A 24,265-nucleotide genomic window follows, 5' to 3' on the forward strand; every position below is an offset into this window, starting at 1 on the left:
GGGTTCCCCACCCGGTTTTTGCGTTCGCGGCGACGCGGTGCCCCGGCTATCCGATGACGGTGATCGGCGGCTCCTTCGCCAGCTCCTCCTCGCGCGTGAGCTTCTTCATGCTGGAGGTCAGCGGGGAGCCGTCCTCGCGCTGCAGCGCGAAGACCGCGTCGATGGACGGCTCGCCCGCCAGCACCGGACCCTGCCCGTTAAGCACGACGGAGACCTCGGGCTTTTCCGGGGACAGCGTGTATTGCACCCCGCGCACGCTGAACGACACCTCGTCCCCGCCCTCGGCCAGCTTCGCTGACAGCGACCCGGCCTCGAGGCGGAAGCGGACCGAGGATTCGTTGCGGCGCAGGTTGAACTCCAGCCCGTCCCATTCCTCCGGCAGCCGCGGGTCGAAGAGCCATTCCCCGGTGTCGTCGCGCAGCCCGGCAAAGCCATACACCAGCGCCGCCCACACCCCGCCGGTCGAGGCCACGTGCACGCCGTCCGCCGCGTTTCCGTGCAGGTTCTGCAAATCCACGTTCAGCGCATGCTCGAAGTACTTGTAGGCCAGGTCCTGGTAGCCGACCTCAGCGGCGAGGATCGCCTGCACCGTGGCCGAGAGCGTGGAGTCCCCGGTGGTCAGCGGGTCGTAGTAGTCGAAGTCGGCGCGTTTTTCCTCCGCGGTGAAGTCCGCGGAACGCAGCCAGAGGGCCAGCACCGTGTCCGCCTGCTTGAGCACCTGGAAGCGGTAGATCACCAGCGGGTGGTAGTGCAGCAGCAGCGGGCGGTTCTCCGGGCCGGTGCCGCGCATGTCCCACACCTCGCGGTTCAGGAAGCCGGCGTCCTGCGGGTGGATCCCCACCTTCTCGGAGAAGGGGATGTACATCGCCAGGGCCGCGTCCCTCCAGTCCCGGACCTCCCGCGGCCCGATGGACAGCTCCTCGAGGACGCGCGCGTGCTCCGCGGGGAACTCCTCGGCCAGGTAGCCCATGAGGTTCACCGCGTAGTTCAGGTTGAAGCGCGCCATCACGTTGGTGAAGGTGTTGTCGTTGACCACCGCGGTGTACTCGTCGGGGCCGGTGACCCCGTGGATGTGGAAGCTGCGCCCGGTCTTGGTCTCGCGCCAGAACCCCAGCGAATTCCACATCCTGGCGGTTTCCACCACGATTTCCGCCCCGCCGCCCAGCAGCAGCCCGGTGTCCCCGCTGGCACCCACGTAGCGGGCCAGGGAATACACCACGTCCGCGTTGATGTGGTACTGCGCGGTGCCGGCCGGGTAGTAGGCGCTGGCCTCCTCGCCGTTGATGGTGCGCCACGGGAAGAGGATGCCGTGCTCGTTCAGCGTCGCCGCCCGGCGCCTGGCCGCCGGGATCATCGACACCCGGGCGCGCAGCGCATTGCGCGCCCACTGCGGGTTGGTATAGGTGAGGAACGGCAGCACGTAGATCTCGGTGTCCCAGAAGTAGTGCCCCGAGTACCCGGTGCCGGAGACCCCCTTGGCGGAGATCCCCAGCCCGTCGGCGCGTGCCGAGGCCTGCGCCAGGGCGTAGAGGTTCCAGCGGATCGCCCGCTGCAGCAGCGGGTGGGAATGCACCCGCACATCCGAGTGCCCCCAGAACTCGGTGAGGAACTCGCGCTGGGCCCAGAACAGGGTGTCGGCGCCGCGCGGGACCAGGTGGTTCAGGGCGCGCACGCAGCGGCTGATCATTTCCTCGGTGTCGTGCCGCCGGGAGGAGTGGAAGGAGGCGAACTTGTCGATGTGCAGCGCCTCGTCCTTCTCCAGGTAGGCGGAGACGGTGTGCTCGACGCGCTCGGGGGTGACGGTGGATTCCTCGACGAAGTCGCGGGTCTCCCCGGCGATGCGGGTGACGTGCGAGATCGCGGCGGCCACCGACATGTGCGAGCCGCGCACGTAGTAGCTCAGCGCGCAGATTCCGCCCTGCTCGTGGGTTCCGCCCGGGATCATCGACTCCTCGCCGCTGCCCTCGGACTTGCGCGGATCGAAGGGCACCTCCCCGGCGTCGGCCTCGGCGGGGGTGGGCACGGGACGGGAACGCGACTGGCCGATTAGCGCCGATTGCACGAAGACGTGGGCGGGGGCATCGAGCAGCCGCACGGTGACGCGGAACAGGGCCAGGTGGCGTTCGGAGAAGGAGACCATGGACCGGGTGCGCACCATGACGCGGTGGCCCTCGGCGGTGCGCCAGAGGGTGTCGGAAATCAGGGTCCCGTCCTTGAAGTCCAGCCGCAGCTCGTCCTTGAGGATCTCGGTGCGCCCGATCTCCAGGGCCTCGTCGTTGATGTAGACGCGCACGGTGCGGGCGTCCGGGGCCGCGATCATGGTCTGGCCTGCCTCGGCGAGCCCGAAGGCCGATTCGGCGTGCCGGATCTTCCAGGTCTCGTGGAGCCCGTTGATGAACATCCCCTCGGTGCATTCACCGATGCCCAGCGAGTCCCCGCGCAGCCCGAGGAAGCCGTTGCCCAGGGAGAAGATCGTCTGTTCCACGCCCGGGTCGACGGGGCGCGGGTGGGACCGCGTATAGGACCACGTGTCCAACTCGAAGTCGTCGCGGGCCTGCTGGTTGACCAGGTCCTCTAGGTCGGCGACCACGATGTCGGCCCCGGCGGCCCGCAGCGCCTCTTCCGGCTGGTCCCGGGCCACGCCCACCACCAGCCCGAATTCCCCGGCGGCGGCCGCCTGGATCCCGGAGATCGCGTCCTCGATGACGACGCACTCGTTGACCGACCAGCCCAGGTCGCTGGCCGCGGCCAGGAAGGTGTCGGGGGCCGGCTTGCCCGGCAGGTTGCGCGCGGCTGCCTGCAGCCCGCCGATCACGACGGAAAATTCGCCGCGCAGCCCGGCGGCCTCCAGCACCTCCTCGGCGTTGCGCGAGGACGAGACGACTGCCACCTCAAGCCCCGCTTCCTGGAGCTGGCGCAGGTAGGACAGCGAGCCGGGGTAGGGCTTGATTCCCGTCTCGTGCAGGATCGAGCGGAAGACCGTGTTCTTGCGGTTTCCCAGGGCGCACACGCTGGTGTTGCCTGGCGCATCCGAGGCGGAGCCCCACGGCAGCTCGATCCCGCGGTCGGCGAGCACCGCGGCGACCCCCTCGTAGCGGGGCCGGCCGTCGACCAGCGCAAAGTAGTCGTCCTCGGTATACGGCTTCCCGATCCCGACCTCGTCAAAGAACCCGGCGAAAAGCTGGGCCCAGGCCTCCCGGTGGACCTCGGCGGTGGGGGTCAGCACCCCGTCCAGGTCAAAAAGCACGGCCTTGAAATCGCGGCGCCGGTAGGTGGCACCCGTGGGGAGGGCTTCACGCATGGTGTTGAATTCCCATCTCTGTCTCGCGGCGGCTCCCGGCCCACGGAACTTCGCGGGCGTTCGGGTGCGGAACCGCCTCAACGGATTTTCCCGCGGCCACGCATCGGGGGGAGCAAACGTGCGCCCCCGTGTCGCGCCGGCGGGCCCTGCACTGCCCAGCCTAGTCACCGATCAATGCGCGCGTGAAGCACGCCGGGAAATTGGGACGTGTCGAACCGGCCGAACGGGCCGCGGCTTCCCCGCCACCACGGGGCGCGGCGGGCCCGCCGCGGCGGGCCCGCCGCGGCGGGCCGTGCACGGCGCTTGGGCCGGACAAACCCGGCATCGCCGCCTTTTAGCCCAAAACTTCTAGTCAATTCGTAATTGTTACGTAGGTTTTATGCCCCCAACCCTTGAAAACCACCCCCTGGCTCTATAAGATGAGCAGTAGAAGAGCCTCGAGACCTTCATGACTGCGGGGCGCTTCACCTTCACGGGGGACTTCACGGTGTTCCTGCCGGGTCGGGACTTGCGTCCCCACCGGGCAGGGTCCGCCGCGGAGCTCACGGCCGGTGGAACATGCCCTTCCCCCGTCCCATACGTAGCGGGAGGCGACTGCCACCCGACCGAGCAGGAGGAATGATGAAAACATCACGACGGGGAAAGGCGTACGCCTCTCTCGCATCCGTGGGCGTCGCGGCCCTGGTTCTCACCGGCTGCGGCGGGGGCCCGGGCGCACCGGAAACCAGCCCGGCAGCCACGGGGGGAGCCACGGCGACCGGCAAGTCGGAGGTGACCTTGTACGGCACCATCGCCGACGCCGAGGCCAAGTTGCTGGAGAAGTCCTGGGCCGACTGGTCCAAGGAAAACAACATCAAGATCAAGTACGAATCCTCGAAGGAATTCGAGACCCAGATCGCCGTGCGCGCCCAGGGCGGCAACGCCCCGGACCTGGCAATCTTCCCGCAGCCGGGCCTGCTGGGCGACCTGGCCACCCGCGGCTTCCTCAAGCCGGCGCCCGAGGGCGTCAAGGCGAACGTGGCCTCCGGCTGGTCCGAGGACTGGGCCAAGTACGGAACCGTCGACGGGACCCTCTACGGGGCGCCGATGATGGCCAGCGTCAAGGGCTGGGTCTGGTATTCCCCGGCCGAGTTCAAGGAGAAGGGCTACGCGGTCCCCACTACCTGGCAGGAACTGCTTGACCTGACCGCGCAGATTGAAAAGGACAAGGGCGAGCCGCCCTGGTGCGCCGGCTTCGGCTCGGGCGATGCCACCGGCTGGCCCGGCACCGACTGGGTCGAGGACCTGGTGCTGCGGCAGTCCGGCAAGGACGTCTACGACCAGTGGGTTGCCAACGAGGTGAAATTCACCGATCCGCAGATCAAGTCCGCACTCGATGAGGTCGGAAAGATCCTGAAGAACCCGAAGTACGTCAACGCCGGCTACGGCGACATCTCCTCGATCAACGCCACCGCCTTCGGAGACGTGGCGGACGTGATGGTCAGCGGCGACTGCTCGCTGACCCACCAGGCCTCGTTCTTCAGCGGATTCATCACCGACGCCGGCGGCGAGGTTGGCCCGGATGCCGATGTCTGGGGATTCCTCACCCCGTCCATCGACGGGTCGGGCAACGCCGTCACGGGCGGCGGCGAGATCATCGGCGCGTTCAGCGACGACCCGTCGGTGGTGAAGGTGCAGGAATACCTTTCCAGCCCCGAATGGGCCAACTCCCGGGTGAAGCTCGGCGGCGTGCTTTCGGCCAACAAGGGACTTGACCCGGCAAACGCCGCGGACCCGCTGCTTGAGGAAGCGGTGAAGATCCTGCAGGATCCGGCGACGACGTTCCGCTTTGACGCCTCCGACCTGATGCCCGGTTCCGTGGGCACCGGCACCTTCTTCAAGGGCATGGTCGACTGGATCAACGGCTCGGATTCCGGGACGGTGCTCGAGCAGGTCGAGAACGGCTGGCCCTCGAGCTAGTCCGCACGCGGCCCGGTCCAGGCGGGTTAGTTCCGCCCGGACCGGGCACCGCCGCCACAAGCGTTTCCCGCCCCGCCTCCCGTGCCGGGCCCGCCGCCCGCTGCGGCAGCGGCCCGGCACGGGGGACTTTCCGAAAGGCCGGCACCCGGCATCATGACAATGTTCCTGCTATGGCTCAGCACCCTGCCCACGCTGGCGCAGATCCCCATCGTCATCGGGGTGTTCCTGGCCGTGGTGGCGCTGCTGCTCTTCCTCATCGAGCTGGCGCCGCGACGCGGCCGCAAGTACACCATCATTCGGGCGGCGGCCTGCGTTGTGTTCCCGCTGGCGATGGTGGCGATCCTGGATTCCTACACTTGGGCGATCATCGCGGCAGGCTTCCTGGGCCTGTTGCTGTTCTGGTTCGATCTTCGCTCGCGGCACGGGACCGGCTACGTTTTCGCCCTCTTCGGCTTCCTCTCCCCCGCGTTGATCCTGCTGGCGGCCGGGCTGGTCATCCCGACCATCCAGACCACCATCGCCTCGTTCATGAATTCCCGCGGCACCGAATTCGTGGGCCTGGAGAACTTCGCCTGGATCTTCACCCAGCCCTCGGGCGTGCGCACGGTGCTGAACACCGTGATGTGGGTGCTGATTGCCCCGGCGGTTTCCACCATCGCAGGACTGGCCTATGCGGTATTCATCGACAAGTCCCGCGGGGAGAAGTTCTTCAAGGTCCTGGTGTTCATGCCGATGGCGATCTCGTTCGTCGGTGCCTCGATCATCTGGCGCTTTATCTACACGGACCGCCCCGCCAACGCCGAACAGATCGGCCTGCTGAACCAGCTGATTGTCTGGGCAGGAGGGGAACCGATCCGGTTCCTGCAGAACGAGCCGTTGAACACCGTGGCACTGATCGTCGTGCTGATCTGGGTGCAGACCGGCTTCGCGATGGTGCTCCTCTCCGCGGCGATCAAGGCGGTGCCGATCGAGCAGCTGGAGGCCGCCGAGCTGGACGGAGCCAGCGCGTGGCAGCGCTTCGCGAACGTCACGCTGCCGGGCATCCGCTCCACGCTGGTGGTCGTGCTGACCACCATCTCGATCGCCTCGTTGAAGGTCTTCGACATCGTGCGCACCATGACCGCAGGTGCCAACGACACCTCGGTGATCGCCAACGAGATGTACACCCAGTTCCGCAACTTCGAGGCCGGGCGCTCCGCGGCGTTCGCCGTCATCCTCTTCGTGATGGTGATGCCCATCGTCATCTACAACGCCCGGCAGATCAAGATGCAAAGGGAGCTGCGCTGATGTCCACGCTTTCCAAGGCCACGCCCCTGGCCCTCGACCCGGCCAACGGGTCCCCCCGCCGGCGCAAGACCGCCTCGCTGGCCAAGACCCGGCTGACCAACCGCTGGGCCACCCTCGCGGCGCTGGTCATTGCCGCGCTGTGGACCATCCCGACCATCGGCTTGCTGGTCTCCTCCTTCCGGCCGGCGCAACTGGTGCGCACCACGGGCTGGTGGACGATCTTTGAAAACCGGGGGTTCACCACCCAGAACTACACCGACGTCCTGCAGGCCGGCAACTCGCAGCTGACAATGGCCGGGTCGTTCCTCAACTCGATCGCGATCACCCTGCCGGCCACGGTGATTCCGCTGGTGCTCGCCACCCTTGCCGCCTACGCGTTCGCCTGGATGCGCTTTCCCGGCAAGGACCTGATCTTCGTCCTGGTCTTTGCCCTGCAGATCGTGCCCATCCAGATGGCGCTGGTGCCGCTGCTGCGGCTCTTCGCCGCCGGTGAGCTCTTCGGTTTTCCCGTCATCGGGGCATTCGGCCAGGCCGGCTACGCGCAGGTCTGGATCGCGCACACCATCTTCGCCCTGCCGCTGGCAATCTTCCTGCTGCACAACTTCATCGCCGAGATCCCCAACGAGATCATCGAGGCGGCCCGGGTGGACGGTGCCAGCCACGGGCAGATCTTCTTCCGCATCGTGCTGCCGTTGACCGCCCCGGCCATCGCCGCGTTCTCCATCTTCCAGTTCCTCTGGGTCTGGAACGACCTGCTGGTCGCGTTGATCTTCGCCGACGGCCCGGTCGCCCCGATCACCAAGCTGCTGGCGGAGATCACCGGCACCCGCGGGCAGGATTGGCACCTGCTCACCGCCGGGGCCTTCCTGGCGATCATCGTCCCGCTGGCGGTCTTCTTCGCCCTGCAGCGCTACTTCGTCCGCGGGCTCCTGGCCGGTTCCGCCAAGGGCTAGGGGCGCCCGCAGCGGCCCCGGAAGCGGTCCTCACAGGAAAGCCGACGATTCACTGGCTAGGATGGATGACGTGGCTCAGTGGATAAATACTTGGATTGACGACGGCTGGCGGGCCGAGGTGCTCGCCTGGGTGGACATGGCCTGCGAGGCATATTCCCTCAAGCGCATAGGTGCACTTCAGGACGCATCTTCGTCGATCCGGGCAAAGCACCTGCGCGTTCCCACCGACGCCGGGACGCTCTTCTTCAAGGCAGTGGCCCCCGGGCAGTACTTCGAGCCGCCGTTGACGGCCGCCGCGGCCACCCTGGTCCCGGACCGGCTGGTCATGCCCCTGGCGATCGACCCGGAACGCGGCTGGATGCTCTCCCCCGACTACGGCGCCACGCTCGACGAGCTGGCCACCACCCCCGAACTGTGGGCCCGGGCGCTCGGCGCCCTCGGTGCGCTGCAGCGCGAGGTGGTCGACTCCGAGGAGGCCCTCTTCGACGCCGGGCTGCAGATCCTGGATCCGGCATGGATCCCCGAGGAGTTCAACAACGCGCTCACGCTGCATGCCTCGCTGCCCGCCGAGCACCCGCTGGGCATTCCGGCACGCGACGCCGACCACGCCTTCGCCGCCTACAAGGACATCGAGGAGGCCTGCGCGGCGCTGATCGCCGGTCCCGTTCCGCTGAGCCTGGAGCACGGCTCCTTCGACCGCCGCAGGATGTTCGCACCCACCGACGGGCACACCCCACCGCGGATCCTGAACCTGGGCGACGCGCACTGGGCGCACCCCTTTGCCTCGCTGGCCCGTGCCATCGAGCGCATGCGGATCGATTTCCGCGCCCCGGCCGACGATCCGAGGATCATGGCCGCGATCGGCGCATACCTTTCCGCGTGGGACGACTACGGGTCCCCCGACGAACTCTACGAGCTGGTGGCCCCGGCCCTGCGGATCTCCCCGCTGCACACCCACGAGACCTGGCTGCAGTTGCTGGCCGATGCCGACGAACCGGCGCTGCGGCGCTGGGCCCCGAAGGTGCTCGAGCCGCTGGCGTCCCTGGCCACGGCCACCGCCTGAGCCCCGCCGCAGGCAGGCGGCGTTCAGCCGTCCCGTCGGTTTTGCGGCCAGATGCCGTGCCGCCCCATGACGCGGGCCAGGACGTCGGCGCGGTCGCTCATGATCCCGTCGACGCCCATCTCCAGCAGCCGGAGCATGGCCGGCTCATCGTTGACGACCCACACGTGGACTTGCAGCCCCGCGGCGTGGGCATTGTCGATGAATTTTTGCGTCACCACGCGGATTGGCCCGCGCCTTTCGGGGACCTGCAGGACATCGACCGCCCGGAACGCGGAACGCGGCAGCGGGGCAAGGTTGCCCAGCAGCACCGCCGCGGCCACCCCCGGCACCCCGGGGCTGGCAGCCAGCCGCGGACCCCGGTGCCCGCTGCCGGCCAGCAGGCGCTGGACCGTGCGCCGACGCCGTCCGCCGAAGGAGGCCACCAGCACCCGCTCGTGCGCGCCGTGGCGCACAATGGCCTTGGCCAACAACGCGGCCGAGCCGGCATCCTTCACGTCGACGTTGAAGTGCGCCCGCGGAAACGCCAGGAGCAGTTCGTCAAAGGTGGGTATGGGCTCGCCCTTGACCCGCAGCGCGGAGAGTTCGGCGGCGGTGCAGTCGGCGATCCTGCGCCGGTCCCCGGCAAGCCGGGACAGGTCCTCGTCGTGGAACACCACCAGCACCCCGTCCTTCGTGGCGCGGACGTCGGTCTCCAGGTAGGCGAAGCCCAGCTCGTGTGCGGCGGCGAGGGCCTTCAGGGTGTTCTCCGCGCCATCGGGCGCGAACCCGCGGTGGGCGAAGGCCAGCGGGGATCCGGCCAGCGCGGAGCCCGCGGTGTTGAGCAGGTAGGGTGCGGTGCCCACGCGTGCGGTGTCCATCAGGTCCTGTTCCTCGAAGGTGGATCGCCGTGTCCGTGCCCGGTCCCGGGGGGGCGGGCACGTTCCCCCGGAGCGGCTGCTAGCGCTCCCCGGGCAGCTGCCCGTTGGCGGCGAGGATGTCTTCCAGGATGCAGGCAACCCCGTCGTCCTCCACCCCCGGCGCCCGGTGGGCGGCGGCGTCCAGCGCCGAGCGGTGCCCGGAAGCCATCGCGTAGCCGTGCCCGGCCCAGGCCAGCATCTGCAGGTCGTTGGGCATGTCCCCGAATGCCACAACCTCTCCCGGGTCGATCCCCAGGTTCGCGGCGTAGGCCGCAAGGGCCACCGACTTGTTGACCGCCACGTGGGCCATTTCCAGCAGCGAGACGTCGAACGCGGAGTGGGTCACCGACACCAGGTGCCCCAGGTCCTCGGCGACCGCCGCCATGAAGTCGTCGGAGTTCCGGGTGCGGGACTTGGCCAGGAACTTCACCACCCCCTCCGCGCGCAGTTCCGCCGAGCGCAGGTCAAGGGTGCTGACGGTGTCCAGCCTGGCGCTTTCTGCGCTGTCGGCAAAGCCGGGTTCCAGGTGCAGGCCGCGGGTGGTTTCCGCGGCGAACGTCGCGCCGGGTTCGGCCTGCAGGATGATCCGCTTCGCCTCGATGAGCAGCTCCGGCTCGATGGTTTCGGCGCTCAGCAGCCGCTCGGTCTCCAGGTCGTAGAGCACCGCCCCGTTGGAGCAGATCACGGCGCCCAGGTGGCCAAACGCCTCGCGGATCGGTTCGAGCCAGCGCACCGGCCGCCCGGTGACGAACACGATGTGCATCCCGGCCTCGCGGGCGTGCCTGAATGCCTCGATGGTGCGCGGGGAGATCGTTCCGTCCGCGCGAATAATGGTTCCGTCCAGGTCGCTGGCGACCAACCGCACTTCCATGTCCGATTCGCCTTGCTAGGAAATTTCGTTCCGGGTCGGCGGGTTGGCGCCGGGCCGCGAGACGGTGATGGCTGCGGCGCGCGCCGCGTAGTCAAGGATCTCGGTGAGCGTGCCGGTGTCCAGCTTGTGCAGGGCCTCGCGCCGCGCGCTGCCCAGCAGCCCGCGGACCTCGAGGGCGGAAATCATCGCCGAGATGAACGAGTCGCCGGCGCCCACGGTGTCGGCAACGTCGACCACCGGGGCCGCGACGCGTGCGGTTCCCGCCTTCACCAGCCCCCAGGGGCCGCCGGAGCCGTAGGTTGCGATGACCAGCGCCGGACCCAGGGCCAGCCAGGCGGCGGCGGTGTCCTCGACGCTGCGGTGCGGGTAGAGCCATTCGAGGTCCGAGTCCGAGGCCCGCACCACGTCGGCCAGCGCGACGAAGCGTTCGACGTCGGCGACGGCCCGGGCGTGGTCGGTGACCAGCGAGGGCCGGATGTTGGGGTCGTAGGAGATCGTCGCGTGCGGGCGGGCGGCCTCGACGAGGCGCAGCACCTTTTCCGCGCCCGGTTCCACCAGCGTTGCAAGCGAGCCGGTGTGCACCAGTTGGGCGTCTGCCAGCGCCGGGGTGTCGGCCGGCAGGTCCGGCAGGTCCCAGTGCACGTCGAAGGTGTAGCTGGCGGCGCCAACGGGGTCGAGGATGCCCCGGGCCGTGGAGGTCGGGTGGCCATCGGGGCCGGCAATGTGCCGCACGTTGTTCGAGTCCAGCGCGTGCTGGATCTTCATGCCGAATTCGTCGTGCCCCCAGCGTCCAATGAAGGTCACCGGGTGCCCCAGCTTGGCCAGGCCCACCGCGACGTTCAGCGGGCTGCCGCCGACGAAGGAACGTGGCGCGCTGATCCCGCCGGACAGCACATCGACCAGGGCCTCGCCTATGACCGTCAGCACATCGGGCTCCTCATCGTTTTTCAGGGGGTGACGACTTCAATATACCGGTCGGTAGCCGGTCGGCCGGCAGCGTGTGGAGATGCCCGCCCCGCGCGGCTCCGCCGCCAAGTTCCAACAGGGCCGCCACGGTGGCCTCCCAGGCCGGGTCCCCCGGGGTGATCAGCCCGTAGTGGTCCCCGTCGAATTCCCGGTAGTCGACGTGCGACCCGGCTTCCAGCGCCCGGGCGGCGAAGGATCGGGCGAGGTCAACCGGCACATCGGCGTCCGCGCGCCCGTGCAGCATCACCAGCGGGGCCTCGGGCAGGGGCCGGGCCGCGGGATCGGCGATGCGCCACGCCCCGGGGCCGGATTCCGGCGAGCAACCCATGAGCTCGCCCGCCGCGTCGCCGCTCAGGCCCAGTTCGTGGGCCAGGTGGAGGTCAAGCACGCCGGCCTGCGAAACGACCCCGTCCAGGGCCCTGCCGCCTTCGGGCAGCGCGCCGGGCGCCCCGGCGGGCAGCCGGGAGCGGCCCGCCGCCCAGAGCGCCAGGTGGCCGCCGGCCGAATGCCCGATCCCGATGCGCGGGCCGTCGTGCAGCCCGGACCCGGACAGTGCCGCATCCAAGGCGTCGATTCCCGCCGCGACGTCGAGGAAAGTCCCGGGGTAGCCGCCGTCGCCCCCCGCGGTGCGCCGGTATTCCAGATTCCACGCCACGATGCCGCGGGCCGCCAGATCGGCCGCCAACGGGCGGCCCAGTTCCGCGCCATAGGACTGCCGCCAGAAACCGCCGTGCACGATGACGGCGACCACCTCGTGCAACCGGGTGCCGGGCACCCATAATTCGGCGTACTGGCTTGGGTGTTCCCCGTAGTCGAACCTGACGGGGCCTGCTGCGTCCGCCACTAGCGGCCCGGGAACTCCGGGGACGCCTTGGCCACGAAGGCCGCGCGTCCCACGACCGAGTCCTCGGTCTCGAAGGCCCTGACGAAGGAGCGGGCCTCGGCCTCGAGTCCGTCAACCACGTTCAGCCCGGCGATCTCGTTGAGGGCGTTCTTCACGTTTGCCACCGCGGTCGGGGCCTTGGTCGCGATTTCCGCGATGGTTTCCTCGGCGGCAGCAAGCAGCGCCGCATTGTCGTCGAGCACCCGGTTGACCAGGCCGATGCGCAGCGCCTCGGCGGCCTTGATGCGCCGGCCCGTGTAGATCAGCTCGCGGGCCATGCCGATGCCCACGCGCTGCTGCAGCCGCACGGATCCGCCGAAGCCCGGCACCAGCCCGAGGTTGACCTCCGGCTGGCCGAAGCTCGCGTTCGCCGAGGCGTAGAGGAAGTCGCAGGCCATGGCCAGCTCGCAGCCCCCGCCCAGGGCGAAGCCGTTGACGGCAGCGATCACGGGAACCGGCAGCGCCTCCAGGCGCAGCGTGACCTCATGCATGCGCCGCCCGTAGGCCAGCGCGGCCTCCGGGTCCATGGAGTTCATCTCCACGATGTTGGCACCGGCCACGAAGGACTTGTCCCCGGCGCCGGTGACGATGATGCCGCGCACGGGCCACCGGGCATCGGTCCCGATGCCCGCCAGCACCCCGGTGAGGGCGTGGAGATCCTCGACCACGGCCGCTGCCAACGCGTTCATCGACGCCGGCTGGTTGATGGTCACGAGCAGCGCGTCCTGGCGCTGCTCGACGAGCAATGTCTCGTAGGTCCCGAAATCCATGTGCACTCCCTTGTGATTGGCCATTTGAGACCAGCGTCTCATGTTTGCGAAGCACCACCGAGTTGGCGCGCTCAGGTGAAACGGGGCCGGACCGGCAGGGAGGCCGGGCGCGCAGCCGGGAGCCGGGTTAGCGCTTGCGCCCCCGGGAGGCCGGCTTGGTCCCGCGCTTGGCGCCGGGACGGCCCGAGCGGGCGGACTTCTTCTTGGCTTCCTTGGCGTTCTTGGCCGCGGCGGTGTCGGCGATCTGGCGCTTCTTGCGCGCTTCGACGGCCTGCTCCTGCTGCTTCTGCGCCACCGATGCCTGCCGGGAGGAGTTCTCCCCGCGGCCGCGGACCACGCCGATGAATTCCTCGATCAACGGGTCCGTGGGGTCGTCGCCCTCCGGGGCCAGCCAGGCGATGCCGATGGCGGTTTCCGGGACCCCGGACAGTTCCCGGTGCACGACGTCCTTGCGGCCGTGCAGTCGCGCCACGCCCAGCGGGAGCACCAGCAGGCCGGCCCCGGAGGAGCACACCTCCATGGCCATTGCGGTGCCGCCGACGGATTCGGGGTAGTCGGCAAGGTCCAGGAAGTTTTCGTCCTTGAGCTCGGCCAGCGGCACCGCCCCGTCGTGGAGCTCGATGTCGTGGTCCTTGGGCGCACAGACGACCTGTTGCTCCTCATAGAGCGGAATCACGTGGATCGCGGGGGTCTTGGGCGAGGTTCCTGCGGCAAAGCGGACGAAGACGATGTCCGATTCGCCGCTCAGCAGGCGCGCCAGGATCTCCCCGCCGTCGTAGCGCAGGGCCAGCAAGGGGTTTTGTGGATAGCGTTCGTTCCACCGGCTCAGCCATTTGCCGGGCGTGACACCCGGTACATAGGCGATTTTTAGTCCTGTCACCACCCCAGCGTACCGGTACGCTTGTTCACATGAGCGAGAAAACCCCACAGAACATGAAGCCGGCGACTGCCGCAAAGAAATTGGGCATCTACCTGCCCGCAGCTCCGGCCGAGTTCCAGGAGGGTCCGGTGTCCCGGGCCGAGCTCGACGAAATGCTGGCGAACCCGCCCGCGTGGCTTGAGGAATTGCGGGCCAACGGCCCGCATCCGCGCCCGGTCGTGGCGCACAAATTGAACGTGTCGATTTCCGGCCTGGCCCGGGCGGAAATCACCGAGGCGCTGACCACCGCGGAAATCGAGGCCTTGCTGGCCGATCGCCCGCAGTGGCTGCAGGATGAGCGCGCCTCGCTCGCCGCGGTGCGCGCCGAGGAAAAGCGTGTCCGTGATGCTGCGGCCGCCGAAGGCGACCGCAGCTAATCAGAAACGAATCAGGGCCGTGGGGTCTTACTTCACGGTCTTGACGATGTAGACATCGCACGGGGCTGCGTGTGCCACGGAGGTGGCCACGGAGCCAAGCACGCGGCCCAGGCCCTTCATGCCGACGTTGCCAACCACGATCAGGGTGGCGTTCAGGCGCTCGGCCTCGGCGACGAGCACTTCCTGCGGCTTGCCGTGCGCGGCGCTTGCGGTGATCTTGGCGCTCGGCTCGGTGATGCGCAGCCCGGCCGCGCACTGCTCGGCGACCTTTCCTGCCTGCTCCGCGTCGTCAAGGATCCAGGTGTCGGTGCCGATCTTCACGACCTCGGTGTTGTCCGAGGTGTGGGCGGTCACGACAACCAGTTCCGCATCCATGCTGGTGGCGATGCGTGCCGCGCGTTCGGCGGCCCGCTGTGCGGTTTCGCTGCCGTCAACACCGACGATGATGGTTTCTGCCATGTTCTGACGCTCCTTTTGGTGTGGCCACCTGCGGCGGCCGGGGTTGGGTGGGAAAACTGTCTAGGAAATATTCTGCCGGAGGAAGTCAACTGCCCGATCCCACGCCAGGCGCGCGGCCTCGGGCCGGTAGTTGCCCGACGGGTTCTCGTCGTTGTGGAAGGCGTGCGGGGCGTCGTAATAGTGGAACACGACCTCGGACCCGGATTCGGCGCGGATCTGCGCCTCCTGGGCATGCGCCTTCGCCACGGGGTAGGAAGAGTCGTCGTTGGCGTAGTGTCCCTGGATCTTGGCCCGTACCCCCGCATAGCTTCGCGGTACGCCCTGGCCGACCCCGTAGAAGGGAACGGCTGCGGAGATCTTCTCCCCCTGCTGCGCGGCAAGCGCCAGCACAAATCCGCCGCCCATGCAGAACCCGATCGTTCCGAGGGCGGAGCCGGTGACGGCCTCGAGGTCCAGCAGGTAGTCGACGGCACCTGCAAGCAGCCTCGCCCCGAGCTCCTCGGGCAGCTTCGCCATCATTTCCGCGGCCTCCGCGCCGCCGTGGGCGACCGAGCCACCGTAGAGGTCGGGTGCCAGGGCAACAAAGCCCTCCGCCGCCAGACGGTCGGCCACGTCGCGGATGTGGTCGGTCAATCCCCACCATTCCTGGATGACGATGATGCCCGGGCCCCTGCCGCCCTCGGGCAAGGCGAGGTATCCGTGAGCGGTCTGCCCCTCGGAGGGAAACGAAACGTTCTGGCGCGCTGTCTGGGAAGGCATGGGACCGGCTGCTCCTGCTCTGCATGTCTTGGTGGCGATGAAAAAGCTTGAACGTCTCCCAGTCTATGCACCGGTATCGGGCGCCTCGCCGTGAATCGCCGGTAGTTTCCTCACATCGGTGCCTCCCCGCCGGAACCGGAACCGTGTATTGGCGATGAATTTCCCCTTTCAAATGATGAATTTTCGCCGGGGGTAGTGACCTCGGGGCCCTGGGCGGCATACGGTGGGGTGACAAAACCGTGCACTTTCAAGTTTGGAGCAAACGATGTCCCATCCCATGTCATCGCGTTTGGCAGCCGAGTTTCTCGGTACCGGCGTACTTGTTTTTGGAGGGTGTGGCGCCGCCATATTCTCGGCCAAGGTTGTCGCATCCAACACCATTAACATGGGGATCGGATTCCTCGGAGTGGCCCTCGCCTTCGGCCTGACGGTTCTGGTCATGGTCTATGCGGTCGGCCACATCTCCGGCGGGCATTTCAACCCGGCGGTGACCCTGGGCGCCGCATTGGCCGGTCGGGTTGAGTGGAAGGCCGTGCCCGCGTACATGGCCACGCAGATCGTTGGAGCCTCGGTCGCAGGTTTGGCACTCTTTGCCATCGCCACCGGGAAACACGGCTTTGATCCGGTCGCCTCCGGCTTCGCCACCAACGGATATGCGGACCGCTCCCCCGACGGCTACAGCATGCTTGCCGCCCTGCTCGTGGAAATCATCCTGACTGCGGTGTTCCTCTATGTCATTCTCGGCTCCACCGATGAGCGGGCACCCAAGGGATTTGCCGGAATATCCATCGGCCTCACACTGACCCTGATCCACCTGGTGTCCATCCCGATCACCAACACCTCCGTCAACCCGGCCCGCTCGCTGGGTGTGGCCTGGTTTGCCGGACCGGACGCACTCGGCCAGGTCTGGCTGTTCATCGTCGCCCCGCTGATTGGCGCGGCCATTGCGGGACTTACCTATCCCTTGCTGTTCGCCTCGCCGCTGATTGAATCCGCATTGAAGTCCTCGACCGATGATCCGGATCCCACTCTTTCGGAGGACGCCACCGCGGCCGAGGCCAATGCGGACAGCGACGCCAGATAGATTCCTGGCATTCACCGTCCACTGACGCCGCGCAACGGGTACCGGCCGGGCGCGCACGCCGGCCGGCGCCCGGAACCGGGGCCGTCAACCACTGGCCGCAGCAAACAAAACACCCCCGGTCCAAGGACCGGGGGTGTTTCCCATATGTGCGCGAAGGGGGACTTGAACCCCCACGCCCTTGCGAGCACTGGCACCTGAAGCCAGCGCGTCTACCAATTCCGCCATTCGCGCATATTCACTGCTGTTTTCGTCGATGACTTCAACAGCGAGATCAATCATATACACAGGTTGCCCGGATCCACTAATCCACGGCATCTTTGTGATCAGGGCCACGTTGGGGCAACCATTGGCACCGTCCATTCGTTGGGGAACTGAGGGCCGCTTTCACCACATTTCGACCCACATGATTTTCAAGCCAAGTAGTATCGAACAAGGCGCAAGGCATCAACGCTCTGCGACGCAATGCCAATAACCGTGCAACCACACGCGTTAGAACCAGTGAAGGGAGCGAAGCGATGGGCCTCATCGACAATGTTGAGCGCGGACTTGAAAAGCTTGTCACCAGCGTCTTCCGCGGCTCCGGCAGTTCCGAGGTCAAGCCCGTGGAGATCGCTTCACGCCTGCGCAACCAGATGGATGCGAAGTCGCTGACCATTTCCCAGGCCCGAACCCTGGCGCCGAACCTCTTCACGATCCGCCTGGCGGACGCCGATTTCGCCAGGGCTCGGGAATGGGGCGCCCCGCTCGCCAGGGAACTCTGCACGACCGCCCTGGACCACGCCAAGAGCCAGGGCTACACCCTGCAGGGCTCCGTCGAGGTGAATTTTCGCAAGGACAGTGAGCTCCGGCCGGGTGGCTTTGAGATCGATGCCACCTTCTCGGAGGCCTCGGCCACCGAGGTGCGCAATTCCCCCGCCGCACCGCCGGCGCCGCCCACCCCTCCGCGCGGGGCATCCAAGATGCGGCCAGTGCTCGACATCGCCGGCCAGCGCTACGCCTTGAACCATCCCAACATTGTCTTGGGACGTTCGGCGGAAACCGACATTCCCATTGAGGATCCCGGCGTTTCACGCCGGCACCTGAAGATCGAGCAGCGTGGCACGACGACGTGGGCAGTTGACATGGGCTCCACCAACGGGAGTTTCGTCAATGGCCAGAAAATCGTCGGCGAAACGGAGCTGCACGACGGCTCCAACATCGCCATGGGGCAAACGCGCATCATCTTCAGACTCCTCCCCCAATCGCAAGGAGACCGTGCGTGAACGACCTAGTGTTCACCGTGCTGCGGCTCGGATTTCTCATTTTGCTCTGGCTGCTCGTCTTGAGCATCGTGGGCGCGCTTCGGCGCGATCTTGCCATCGGCAGCAGGGCACGTGTCGGCGGCCCGTCCGCCCGGGAAATCCGCAAGGACCCCTCGCTGGCCTCGCCGCCCGAGGCCCCCGCCAAGCAGCAGGCCAAGACGCTGGCAATCCTGGAGGGACCGCTGACCGGCCTCGAACACCAGCTCACGGCCAGCCCGGTCCTGTTGGGCCGCGCCCAGGAGGCGTCGATCGTGCTCGAGGACGACTACGCCTCCGGCCGCCATGCACGCCTGTTCCCCCAGGGAACCCGTTGGTTCATCGAGGATCTGGGGTCGACCAACGGCACGTTCCTGGGTGAAGCCCAGCTCACCCGCGCCCAGCCGGTTGAACTCGGCCAGAAGATCCGGATCGGCAAGACGGTCATGGAGTTGAGGCCCTAGACATGGCGTTGATGCTGAAGTTTGCGGCGCGGAGCGATGTTGGCAAGGTCCGGTCCAAGAATGACGACTCCGCCTATGTGGGACGCTACCTGGCCGTGGTGGCCGACGGCATGGGCGGGCACGTCGGCGGCGATGTCGCCAGCGCCTCCACCGTGCTGGACCTCGTCCACCTGGATGTCCCCGAGACACCCGAGGCCGAAACGGTGCTGCCCGATGAAATCCAGGCGGCAAACCTTGTCCTAAACGAACTGGTGAATGCCAATCCCAAGCTCTCGGGAATGGGCACCACCGTCACCGCCATGCTGTTGACCGGCGACGTGCTGCAATTCGCGCACATCGGCGACTCGCGGGCGTACCGCCTGAAGAACGACGTGTTCGAGCAGATCAGCCACGACCATACATTCGTCCAGCGTCTGGTCGACGAGGGCCGCCTGCGTCCCGAGGAAGCGGAGCTGCACCCCCACAAGAACGTGCTGCTGCGCGTGCTGGGCGATTCGGACGCGAGCCCGGAACTCGATGTCAACCAATACCCGGTCGAGGCCGGGGAGCGCTGGATGCTGTGTTCCGACGGCCTAAACGCCGTGGTGCCCGATTCAATCACCGAACGCATCATGCGCGGCACCGCCTCCCTCGAGGAGACGGTTGAGGACCTCGTCGAAACGACGTTGGCCCACGGGTCCCCGGACAACGTGACCATCGTCGTCTTTGAGGTCGTCGAGGACGACGGCGCCGCCGAGCCGCTGCCGGCCGAGACCGAGACCCCGGCCAACGAGCCGGCACCGGACACCGGCCAGCTCAACATTGCCGCCGGTGGAGACCTTGAAGCCAGCGCTGCCCTGATCCGCCACGAGATGTCCAAGCGTCCGCACCTGTTGGTTGGAGCGGCCGAATTGGCCACCCAGACCGGCAAGATCCCGGTCGTCACCCAGCGCTCGGGCGAAAAGCGCGCCGCGGCGATCCTCACGCACAAGACTCCCGCCGCGCAGGCATCGGCGGAACAGGACGAATTCGCGGCCCTGGACCGCAGGCCCCGGCGCTGGCTCGTGCCGACCTTCCTGGCGCTCATGGCATTGATCCTTGCCGCGGTCTGCGGCTGGGGCTACCTGTGGACGCAAACCCAGTATTTCGTGGGCAACCAGGATGGGCACGTGGCAATCTTCAAGGGCGTTTCACAGGACCTCGGTCCGCTGAAGCTCTCGCATGTCGACACGGTGACCGAGATTCCCCTGGATGCCCTCCCCCAGTACACGCAACAGCGCATTGACGCCGCCCTGCCGGCACGGGACCTCGCACATGCCCAGACGATGATCGGAGAGCTGATGGTGACGGCCAAGCAACGCTGCCCCGTTGTCGTTCCGGAAAACCCAGGCGAGGCCGGGACCCTGCCGATCCTGCCCCCTTACTGCCAGGAGATCAGACCGTGAGCGAGCTGGAAACCGCACCCGTCCCCCGCCGCAACATGGAACTGCTGTTGCTCCTGCTGGCATTGGCGGTTGCCATGGGCGCCTACTACCTCGTGGGCATCAACAGCGATGACGGGCCGAGTCAGGAATTCATCACCCAGGGCCTGTTCCTGGCCGGGCTGGCCTTGGTCTTCCACGTCATCCTGCGCATCTGGGCAAAGTATGCCGATCCGGTGATACTTCCCGTCACCGTTGCCCTCAACGGCATCGGCCTGGCCATGATCCATCGTATTGACCTGGCCCGCAACGACGACCAGGCATTCCGCCAGATCCTCTGGACCGGGGTTGCGATGGCCGTGGCCTGCGTAACGCTGTGGGCCATCCGCGACCACCGCGTGCTGCGCCGCTTCACCTACATTGCGCTGGCGGTCTCGGTATTGCTGCTGCTGCTGCCGCTGATTCCCAAGGTCGGCGTGGTGCTGAACGGTGCCCGGATCTGGGTGCATTTCTTTGGCCTGTCATTCCAGCCAGGCGAGCTGGCCAAGATCACCCTGGCTATATTCTTCGCCGGCTATTTGTCCTCGAACCGCGAACTGATCCTGTTGGCCGGCCGCAAGATCGGCCCCTTGCAGCTGCCCCGCGCCCGGGACCTTGGCCCGATGGTCGTCGCCTGGCTGGTGAGCATCGGCGTGTTGGTAGTCCAGCGCGACCTAGGCTCCTCCATCCTCTTCTTCGGCTTGTTCATGGTGATGATCTACGTCGCCACGGCACGCGTGAGCTGGATCGTCATCGGCACCCTGATGCTGGTCGGCGGTGGCATCTTCGCCTACCTGACCATGAGCCACGTAACCCGGCGCATCGACGGCTGGCTCAACGCCTTCGACCCCGATATCTACCACGCCAGCGGCGGCAGCCGGCAGATCGTCGAAGGGCTCTTCGGTCTCGCCAACGGCGGGTTGATGGGAACCGGCCTGGGTAACGGCAGCCCCTACATGGTGCCCCTGGCCAACAGCGACATGATCGTCGCCTCCCTCGGGGAGGAACTTGGGCTCATCGGCCTGAGTGCCATCGTGCTGCTCTACCTGATCCTGGTCAGTCGCGGCATGCGTGCCGCCCTGGGATCGCGCGACACCTTTGGCAAGCTGCTGGCCACCGGGCTGTCCTTCACCATCGGGCTGCAGTGCTTCGTGGTGATCGGCGGCGTCACGCGCCTGATCCCTTTGACGGGACTCACCACGCCGTTCATGGCCGCCGGCGGTTCCTCCCTGCTCTCGAACTGGATCATTGTTGCCTTGCTGCTGCTGATTTCGCACAATTCACGCCGTCCCATGCTCTCCGGCGTCTCGGCCACGGCGGAGGTGGCCACCAAGGCTCCCCGCCGTTCCCGGGGCCTCCTTGAGTCGCTGAAGGAGACCAAGCGATGAACCAAGCCATTCGCAACACCTGGATCGCCGTGATGCTGCTGTTCGTGCTCAGCCTCGGCGCGCTGAGCTACGTCCAGTTCCTGGCCTCGGAGGACCTGAACGACAACGCGCTGAACAAGCGCCAGCTGTTCCGTGAATTCGATCTTCCGCGCGGCGCCATCTTGGTCGACGGCAAGCCCATTGCCGAGTCCAAGCCTTCGGAGGGGCAGTTCAAGTACCAGCGCGTCTACACCGATCCCGAGCTTTATTCGCACCTGACCGGCTTCTACTCGCTGTCCAATGGTTCGACTCAGCTCGAATCCGAGATGAACGAGGAATTGACCGGCCAGAGCCAGGACCAGTTCTTCGACCGCGTGATCAACCTGTTCTCCGGCAAGGCCAACGAGGGCGCCTCGGTCGAGCTCACCATCGACGGCGAGCTGCAGAAGCTGGTCTACGACCTGATCCCCGACGGAACCCTCGGGACCATCATCGTGTCCGAGCCCAAGACCGGAAACATCCTGGCCATGGCGTCCAAGCCCAGCTACGACACCAACAAGCTGGCGGTGCACAGCTCCAGCCAGGCCGCGGCCAACATGAAGGAGTTGTTGAAGGTCAACGGGCTGAGCCCCTACCGGAACCCGGCCATCGGCAACCTCACGGCCCCCGGGTCCACCTTCAAGATCTTCGACATGGTTGCCGCCCTGGAATCCGGGAAGTACACCGCCGACACGGTCCTGAAGAATCCCCCGAGCGTGACCCTTCCGGGAACCAAGACGCCGCTGAAGAACTTCTACGGCGGCAACTGCGCGGCGATCCCCGAGGCAACATTCGCGGACATCGTGTCCCAAAGCTGCAACACCCCCTTCGTGGGCATCAGCGAGGACCTGGGCAGGGGACCATTCGAGGACGTCACCGAGCGCTTCGGCTTCGGCCAGCAGCTGGAGATCCCGATGCGCGTGGTGCCCAGCGTCTTCCCCCCGGATCTCGACCCGGCCGCGCTCGGCCAGTCGGTGATTGGCGAGCGCGACGTGCGCGCCACTGCCATGCAGATGAACATGGCCGCCATGGGCATCGCCAACGACGGGGTGATCATGCAGCCGAACCTGGTCAAGCAGGTCATTGCCCCGGACCTGAGGGTGCTTTCGGAAAGCAAACCCAAGGAATTCAGCACCGCGACCAGCAAGGAGGTCGCCGACCAGGTCACCGACCTGATGCGCGGCCCGGTCAAGAACGGCACGGCGGTCCGGGCCCAGGTCCCGGGACTGGACGTTGCGGCGAAGACCGGAACCTCGGTAATCCCCGGCGGCCAGGGCCTCGTGAACTCCTGGATCACCGGGTTCGCACCGGCGGACGACCCGCAGGTCGCGGTGACAATTGTGTTTGAAAAAATTGATTTCAAGACTGGTTCCTCGTTGACCAGTCCCAACCTGAAGAAGATTCTAGAGGCGGTGTTCAACCAGTGAGGCCAATTTCCGGTATCACCTTGGGCGGTCGATACAAGTTGACCGACCGTATTGCCATTGGTGGCATGGGTGAGGTGTGGAGGGCCAGGGATCAGGTCCTTGGCCGCCTGGTGGCTATCAAGATCCTCAAGGAGGAATACACCGGCGACCCCGGATTCCTCCAGCGCTTCCGCGTCGAGGCCCGCCACACGGCCCTGCTGAACCACAACGGCATCGCTAGCGTCTTCGACTACGGCGAGGAAGAGGGCTCTGCCTACCTGGTCATGGAATTGGTGCCCGGTCAGCCGCTGTCCACCATCATCGAGCGCGAACGGGTGCTTTCGCCCGACCGCACCCTGTCGATCATCTCGCAGACCGCCAAGGCGCTTGCCGCCGCCCACGTTCAGGGCTTGGTGCACCGCGACGTGAAGCCGGGCAACTTGCTGATGCTGCCCGACGGCCGCGTGAAGATCACCGACTTCGGCATTGCCCGCATTGCCGACCAGGTTCCCCTCACGGCCACCGGCCAGGTCATGGGAACCGCCCAGTACCTGGCCCCGGAGCAGGCCACCGGGCAGCAGGCCACGGGCAGCTCGGACATCTATGCCCTCGGCGTGATCGGCTACGAGTTGCTGGCCGGACGCCGCCCGTTCACCGGCGAGTCCCAAATCGCCATTGCCCTGGCCCAGGTCAACGACACCCCGCCGCCGCTGCCGGAAAACATCCCGGTGCCGGTCCGCTCGCTGGTGATGTCGATGCTCGCCAAGGACCCGGCCGACCGTCCGGCCGACGCCGAGGCCCTGGCCGTGGCCGCCGACGCCATCCGCGCCGGGAACCCGGAGACGGCTACGCTCGCCGTGCCCGGGATGCTGCTCTTTTCGGGTTCCGATGCCGCCACGCAGGCCATCAACCACACCCCGGTGACCCGGGGCAACGAGACCGTTGCGCTCCCTCCTGTCGGCCCGACGGCCGCAGCCCCGGCCACCAACGCGCTGCCGCAGGTGCCCGCACAGGGCACCGACAGCGCGGACTCCGATTCGTTCATGGGAGCCTCACAGCGCTGGGAGGACGAACCTGTTGACGAATATGAGACCGAGGTCGCCGACCGACGCACCCCGCAGAAGAAGCGCAACCCATGGACCGCGCCGCTGATAGCGCTGATCGCCTTGGTGGTACTTGCGATCCTCGGCGCCTGGCTGTTCCCCCTGCTCACCGCCGACAACTCGCCGGAAACCAGCCAGAGCCCCACCACCGCCACGACCCAGAGCAGCGAACCGACCTCGGAAACACCGTCCGAGACGCCGTCCGAAACACCCACCCCTACACCGACACCGACACCCACGCGCTCGAGCACGCCCCCCGTCACCACGGTGGCGGTCCCCGGTTTGCTGGGCATGGACGAGGAACAGGCAATTTCGGAACTCGAGGCCCTTGGCCTGGAGCCGCGCGAGGGCCAGGCACAGGAAAACTCGCTGGCTGCGGGGACCGTGATTGCCCAGAGCCCCGTTGACGGCGCCAAGGTGACTCCGGGAACGACTGTCACCTACATCCTCTCGCTGGGCCCGGCGGAGCCGACACCCACCCCGACTCCGACCCCGACGGAAACTCCAAGCGAATCACCGACACCGCCCACGGAGAGCACCACGCCTACAACCGAGACCACGTCATCGTCGGCGGCCGCCGGCGCAACCGGTTCGCCCACGGTGACCGAATAGATGATGGTGTT

Annotated in this window: 21 protein-coding genes and 1 tRNA gene; 12 read left to right on the plus strand and 10 right to left on the minus strand. The window is 67.2% G+C overall.

Annotated features, from left to right (window positions below):
- Window positions 1–46 precede the first annotated feature (46 nt).
- Window positions 47–3,301 carry an HAD-IA family hydrolase gene (locus KRR55_RS18740; protein WP_217390839.1) on the minus strand — a complete coding sequence of 1,085 codons (3,255 nt, stop codon included), beginning with the start codon at window positions 3,299–3,301 and terminating at the stop codon, window positions 47–49.
- A gap of 621 nt (window positions 3,302–3,922) precedes the next feature.
- On the opposite strand from KRR55_RS18740, the gene KRR55_RS18745 reads away from it, so the two are divergent.
- The 4 genes from KRR55_RS18745 to KRR55_RS18760 all read left to right on the plus strand — a co-directional run bounded on the left by KRR55_RS18745 (window position 3,923) and on the right by KRR55_RS18760 (window position 8,563).
- Window positions 3,923–5,260, plus strand: a complete 1,338-nt coding sequence (locus KRR55_RS18745) for an ABC transporter substrate-binding protein (protein ID WP_217390840.1) — start codon at window positions 3,923–3,925, stop codon at window positions 5,258–5,260.
- Between the two features lie 153 nt (window positions 5,261–5,413).
- Window positions 5,414–6,547, plus strand: coding sequence for a carbohydrate ABC transporter permease (locus KRR55_RS18750; protein ID WP_217390841.1), 1,134 nt, complete (start codon window positions 5,414–5,416; stop codon window positions 6,545–6,547).
- Window positions 6,547–7,500 (plus strand): carbohydrate ABC transporter permease, encoded by a 954-nt coding sequence (locus KRR55_RS18755; protein WP_217390842.1) that lies wholly within the window; start codon window positions 6,547–6,549, stop codon window positions 7,498–7,500. Before KRR55_RS18750 ends, KRR55_RS18755 begins: the two co-directional genes overlap by 1 nt.
- Window positions 7,501–7,570: 70 nt before the next feature.
- Window positions 7,571–8,563 carry a hypothetical protein gene (locus KRR55_RS18760; RefSeq protein WP_217390843.1) on the plus strand — a complete coding sequence of 331 codons (993 nt, stop codon included), beginning with the start codon at window positions 7,571–7,573 and terminating at the stop codon, window positions 8,561–8,563.
- A 23-nt stretch (window positions 8,564–8,586) separates the two neighbouring features.
- Here the strand turns inward: KRR55_RS18760 and KRR55_RS18765 are convergent, their stop codons facing one another.
- The 6 genes from KRR55_RS18765 to KRR55_RS18790 all read right to left on the minus strand — a co-directional run bounded on the left by KRR55_RS18765 (window position 8,587) and on the right by KRR55_RS18790 (window position 13,829).
- Complete coding sequence (locus KRR55_RS18765; protein ID WP_217390844.1) at window positions 8,587–9,420, minus strand: glycerophosphodiester phosphodiesterase family protein; 834 nt, start codon at window positions 9,418–9,420, stop codon at window positions 8,587–8,589.
- Window positions 9,421–9,499: 79 nt separating this feature from the next.
- Window positions 9,500–10,330: an HAD family hydrolase gene (locus tag KRR55_RS18770; protein WP_217390845.1), complete on the minus strand. Its 831-nt coding sequence runs from the start codon at window positions 10,328–10,330 to the stop codon at window positions 9,500–9,502.
- A 15-nt stretch (window positions 10,331–10,345) separates the two neighbouring features.
- Window positions 10,346–11,257 (minus strand): carbohydrate kinase family protein, encoded by a 912-nt coding sequence (locus KRR55_RS18775; protein WP_217390846.1) that lies wholly within the window; start codon window positions 11,255–11,257, stop codon window positions 10,346–10,348.
- A 10-nt stretch (window positions 11,258–11,267) separates the two neighbouring features.
- The gene (locus tag KRR55_RS18780) at window positions 11,268–12,140 is read right to left on the minus strand and encodes an alpha/beta hydrolase family protein (protein WP_217390847.1); all 873 of its coding nucleotides are present in this window, start codon (window positions 12,138–12,140) and stop codon (window positions 11,268–11,270) included.
- Window positions 12,140–12,949 (minus strand): enoyl-CoA hydratase/isomerase family protein, encoded by an 810-nt coding sequence (locus KRR55_RS18785; RefSeq protein WP_217390848.1) that lies wholly within the window; start codon window positions 12,947–12,949, stop codon window positions 12,140–12,142. Before KRR55_RS18785 ends, KRR55_RS18780 begins: the two co-directional genes overlap by 1 nt.
- A gap of 127 nt (window positions 12,950–13,076) precedes the next feature.
- Entirely contained in the window at window positions 13,077–13,829 is a 753-nt protein-coding gene (locus tag KRR55_RS18790; protein ID WP_217390849.1) for a substrate-binding domain-containing protein, read from the minus strand.
- 29 nt (window positions 13,830–13,858) lie between these two features.
- Here KRR55_RS18790 and KRR55_RS18795 point away from each other — a divergent pair, with 29 nt between their 5' ends.
- The gene (locus KRR55_RS18795; protein ID WP_254456401.1) at window positions 13,859–14,245 is read left to right on the plus strand and encodes a DUF5997 family protein; all 387 of its coding nucleotides are present in this window, start codon (window positions 13,859–13,861) and stop codon (window positions 14,243–14,245) included.
- 27 nt (window positions 14,246–14,272) lie between these two features.
- Here KRR55_RS18795 and KRR55_RS18800 read toward each other — a convergent pair whose 3' ends face one another.
- Together KRR55_RS18800 and KRR55_RS18805 are read right to left on the minus strand one after the other, a co-directional pair.
- Window positions 14,273–14,704, minus strand: a complete 432-nt coding sequence (locus KRR55_RS18800) for a universal stress protein (protein ID WP_217390850.1) — start codon at window positions 14,702–14,704, stop codon at window positions 14,273–14,275.
- Window positions 14,705–14,764: 60 nt separating this feature from the next.
- Entirely contained in the window at window positions 14,765–15,463 is a 699-nt protein-coding gene (locus KRR55_RS18805) for a dienelactone hydrolase family protein (protein WP_217390851.1), read from the minus strand.
- A 265-nt stretch (window positions 15,464–15,728) separates the two neighbouring features.
- Here KRR55_RS18805 and aqpZ point away from each other — a divergent pair, with 265 nt between their 5' ends.
- Window positions 15,729–16,547: an aquaporin Z gene (aqpZ, locus tag KRR55_RS18810; protein WP_217390852.1), complete on the plus strand. Its 819-nt coding sequence runs from the start codon at window positions 15,729–15,731 to the stop codon at window positions 16,545–16,547.
- 147 nt (window positions 16,548–16,694) lie between these two features.
- On the opposite strand, the gene KRR55_RS18815 is transcribed toward aqpZ, so the two are convergent.
- Window positions 16,695–16,778, minus strand: a tRNA-Leu gene (locus KRR55_RS18815).
- 284 nt (window positions 16,779–17,062) lie between these two features.
- Between KRR55_RS18815 and KRR55_RS18820 the strand changes: the two genes are divergently transcribed.
- The 6 genes from KRR55_RS18820 to KRR55_RS18845 are packed head-to-tail and all read left to right on the plus strand — an operon-like array spanning window position 17,063 to window position 24,254.
- Window positions 17,063–17,809: an FhaA domain-containing protein gene (locus tag KRR55_RS18820; protein ID WP_217390853.1), complete on the plus strand. Its 747-nt coding sequence runs from the start codon at window positions 17,063–17,065 to the stop codon at window positions 17,807–17,809.
- Window positions 17,806–18,288 carry an FHA domain-containing protein FhaB/FipA gene (locus tag KRR55_RS18825; RefSeq protein WP_217390854.1) on the plus strand — a complete coding sequence of 161 codons (483 nt, stop codon included), beginning with the start codon at window positions 17,806–17,808 and terminating at the stop codon, window positions 18,286–18,288. The genes KRR55_RS18820 and KRR55_RS18825 overlap by 4 nt, the downstream gene beginning before the upstream one ends.
- Window positions 18,289–18,290: 2 nt before the next feature.
- Window positions 18,291–19,712, plus strand: coding sequence for a PP2C family protein-serine/threonine phosphatase (locus KRR55_RS18830; protein WP_217390855.1), 1,422 nt, complete (start codon window positions 18,291–18,293; stop codon window positions 19,710–19,712).
- On the plus strand, window positions 19,709–21,115 hold the full coding sequence (locus KRR55_RS18835; RefSeq protein WP_217390856.1) for an FtsW/RodA/SpoVE family cell cycle protein: 1,407 nt from the start codon (window positions 19,709–19,711) through the stop codon (window positions 21,113–21,115). Before KRR55_RS18830 ends, KRR55_RS18835 begins: the two co-directional genes overlap by 4 nt.
- A complete protein-coding gene (locus KRR55_RS18840; protein ID WP_217390857.1) occupies window positions 21,112–22,560 on the plus strand; it encodes a peptidoglycan D,D-transpeptidase FtsI family protein in 1,449 nt (482 codons plus the stop codon). The genes KRR55_RS18835 and KRR55_RS18840 overlap by 4 nt, the downstream gene beginning before the upstream one ends.
- Window positions 22,557–24,254: a protein kinase domain-containing protein gene (locus tag KRR55_RS18845; protein ID WP_217390858.1), complete on the plus strand. Its 1,698-nt coding sequence runs from the start codon at window positions 22,557–22,559 to the stop codon at window positions 24,252–24,254. The genes KRR55_RS18840 and KRR55_RS18845 overlap by 4 nt, the downstream gene beginning before the upstream one ends.
- Window positions 24,255–24,265: the final 11 nt, after the last annotated feature.

This window comes from Paeniglutamicibacter quisquiliarum, assembly GCF_019084045.1.
Lineage (GTDB): Bacteria > Actinomycetota > Actinomycetes > Actinomycetales > Micrococcaceae > Paeniglutamicibacter > Paeniglutamicibacter quisquiliarum.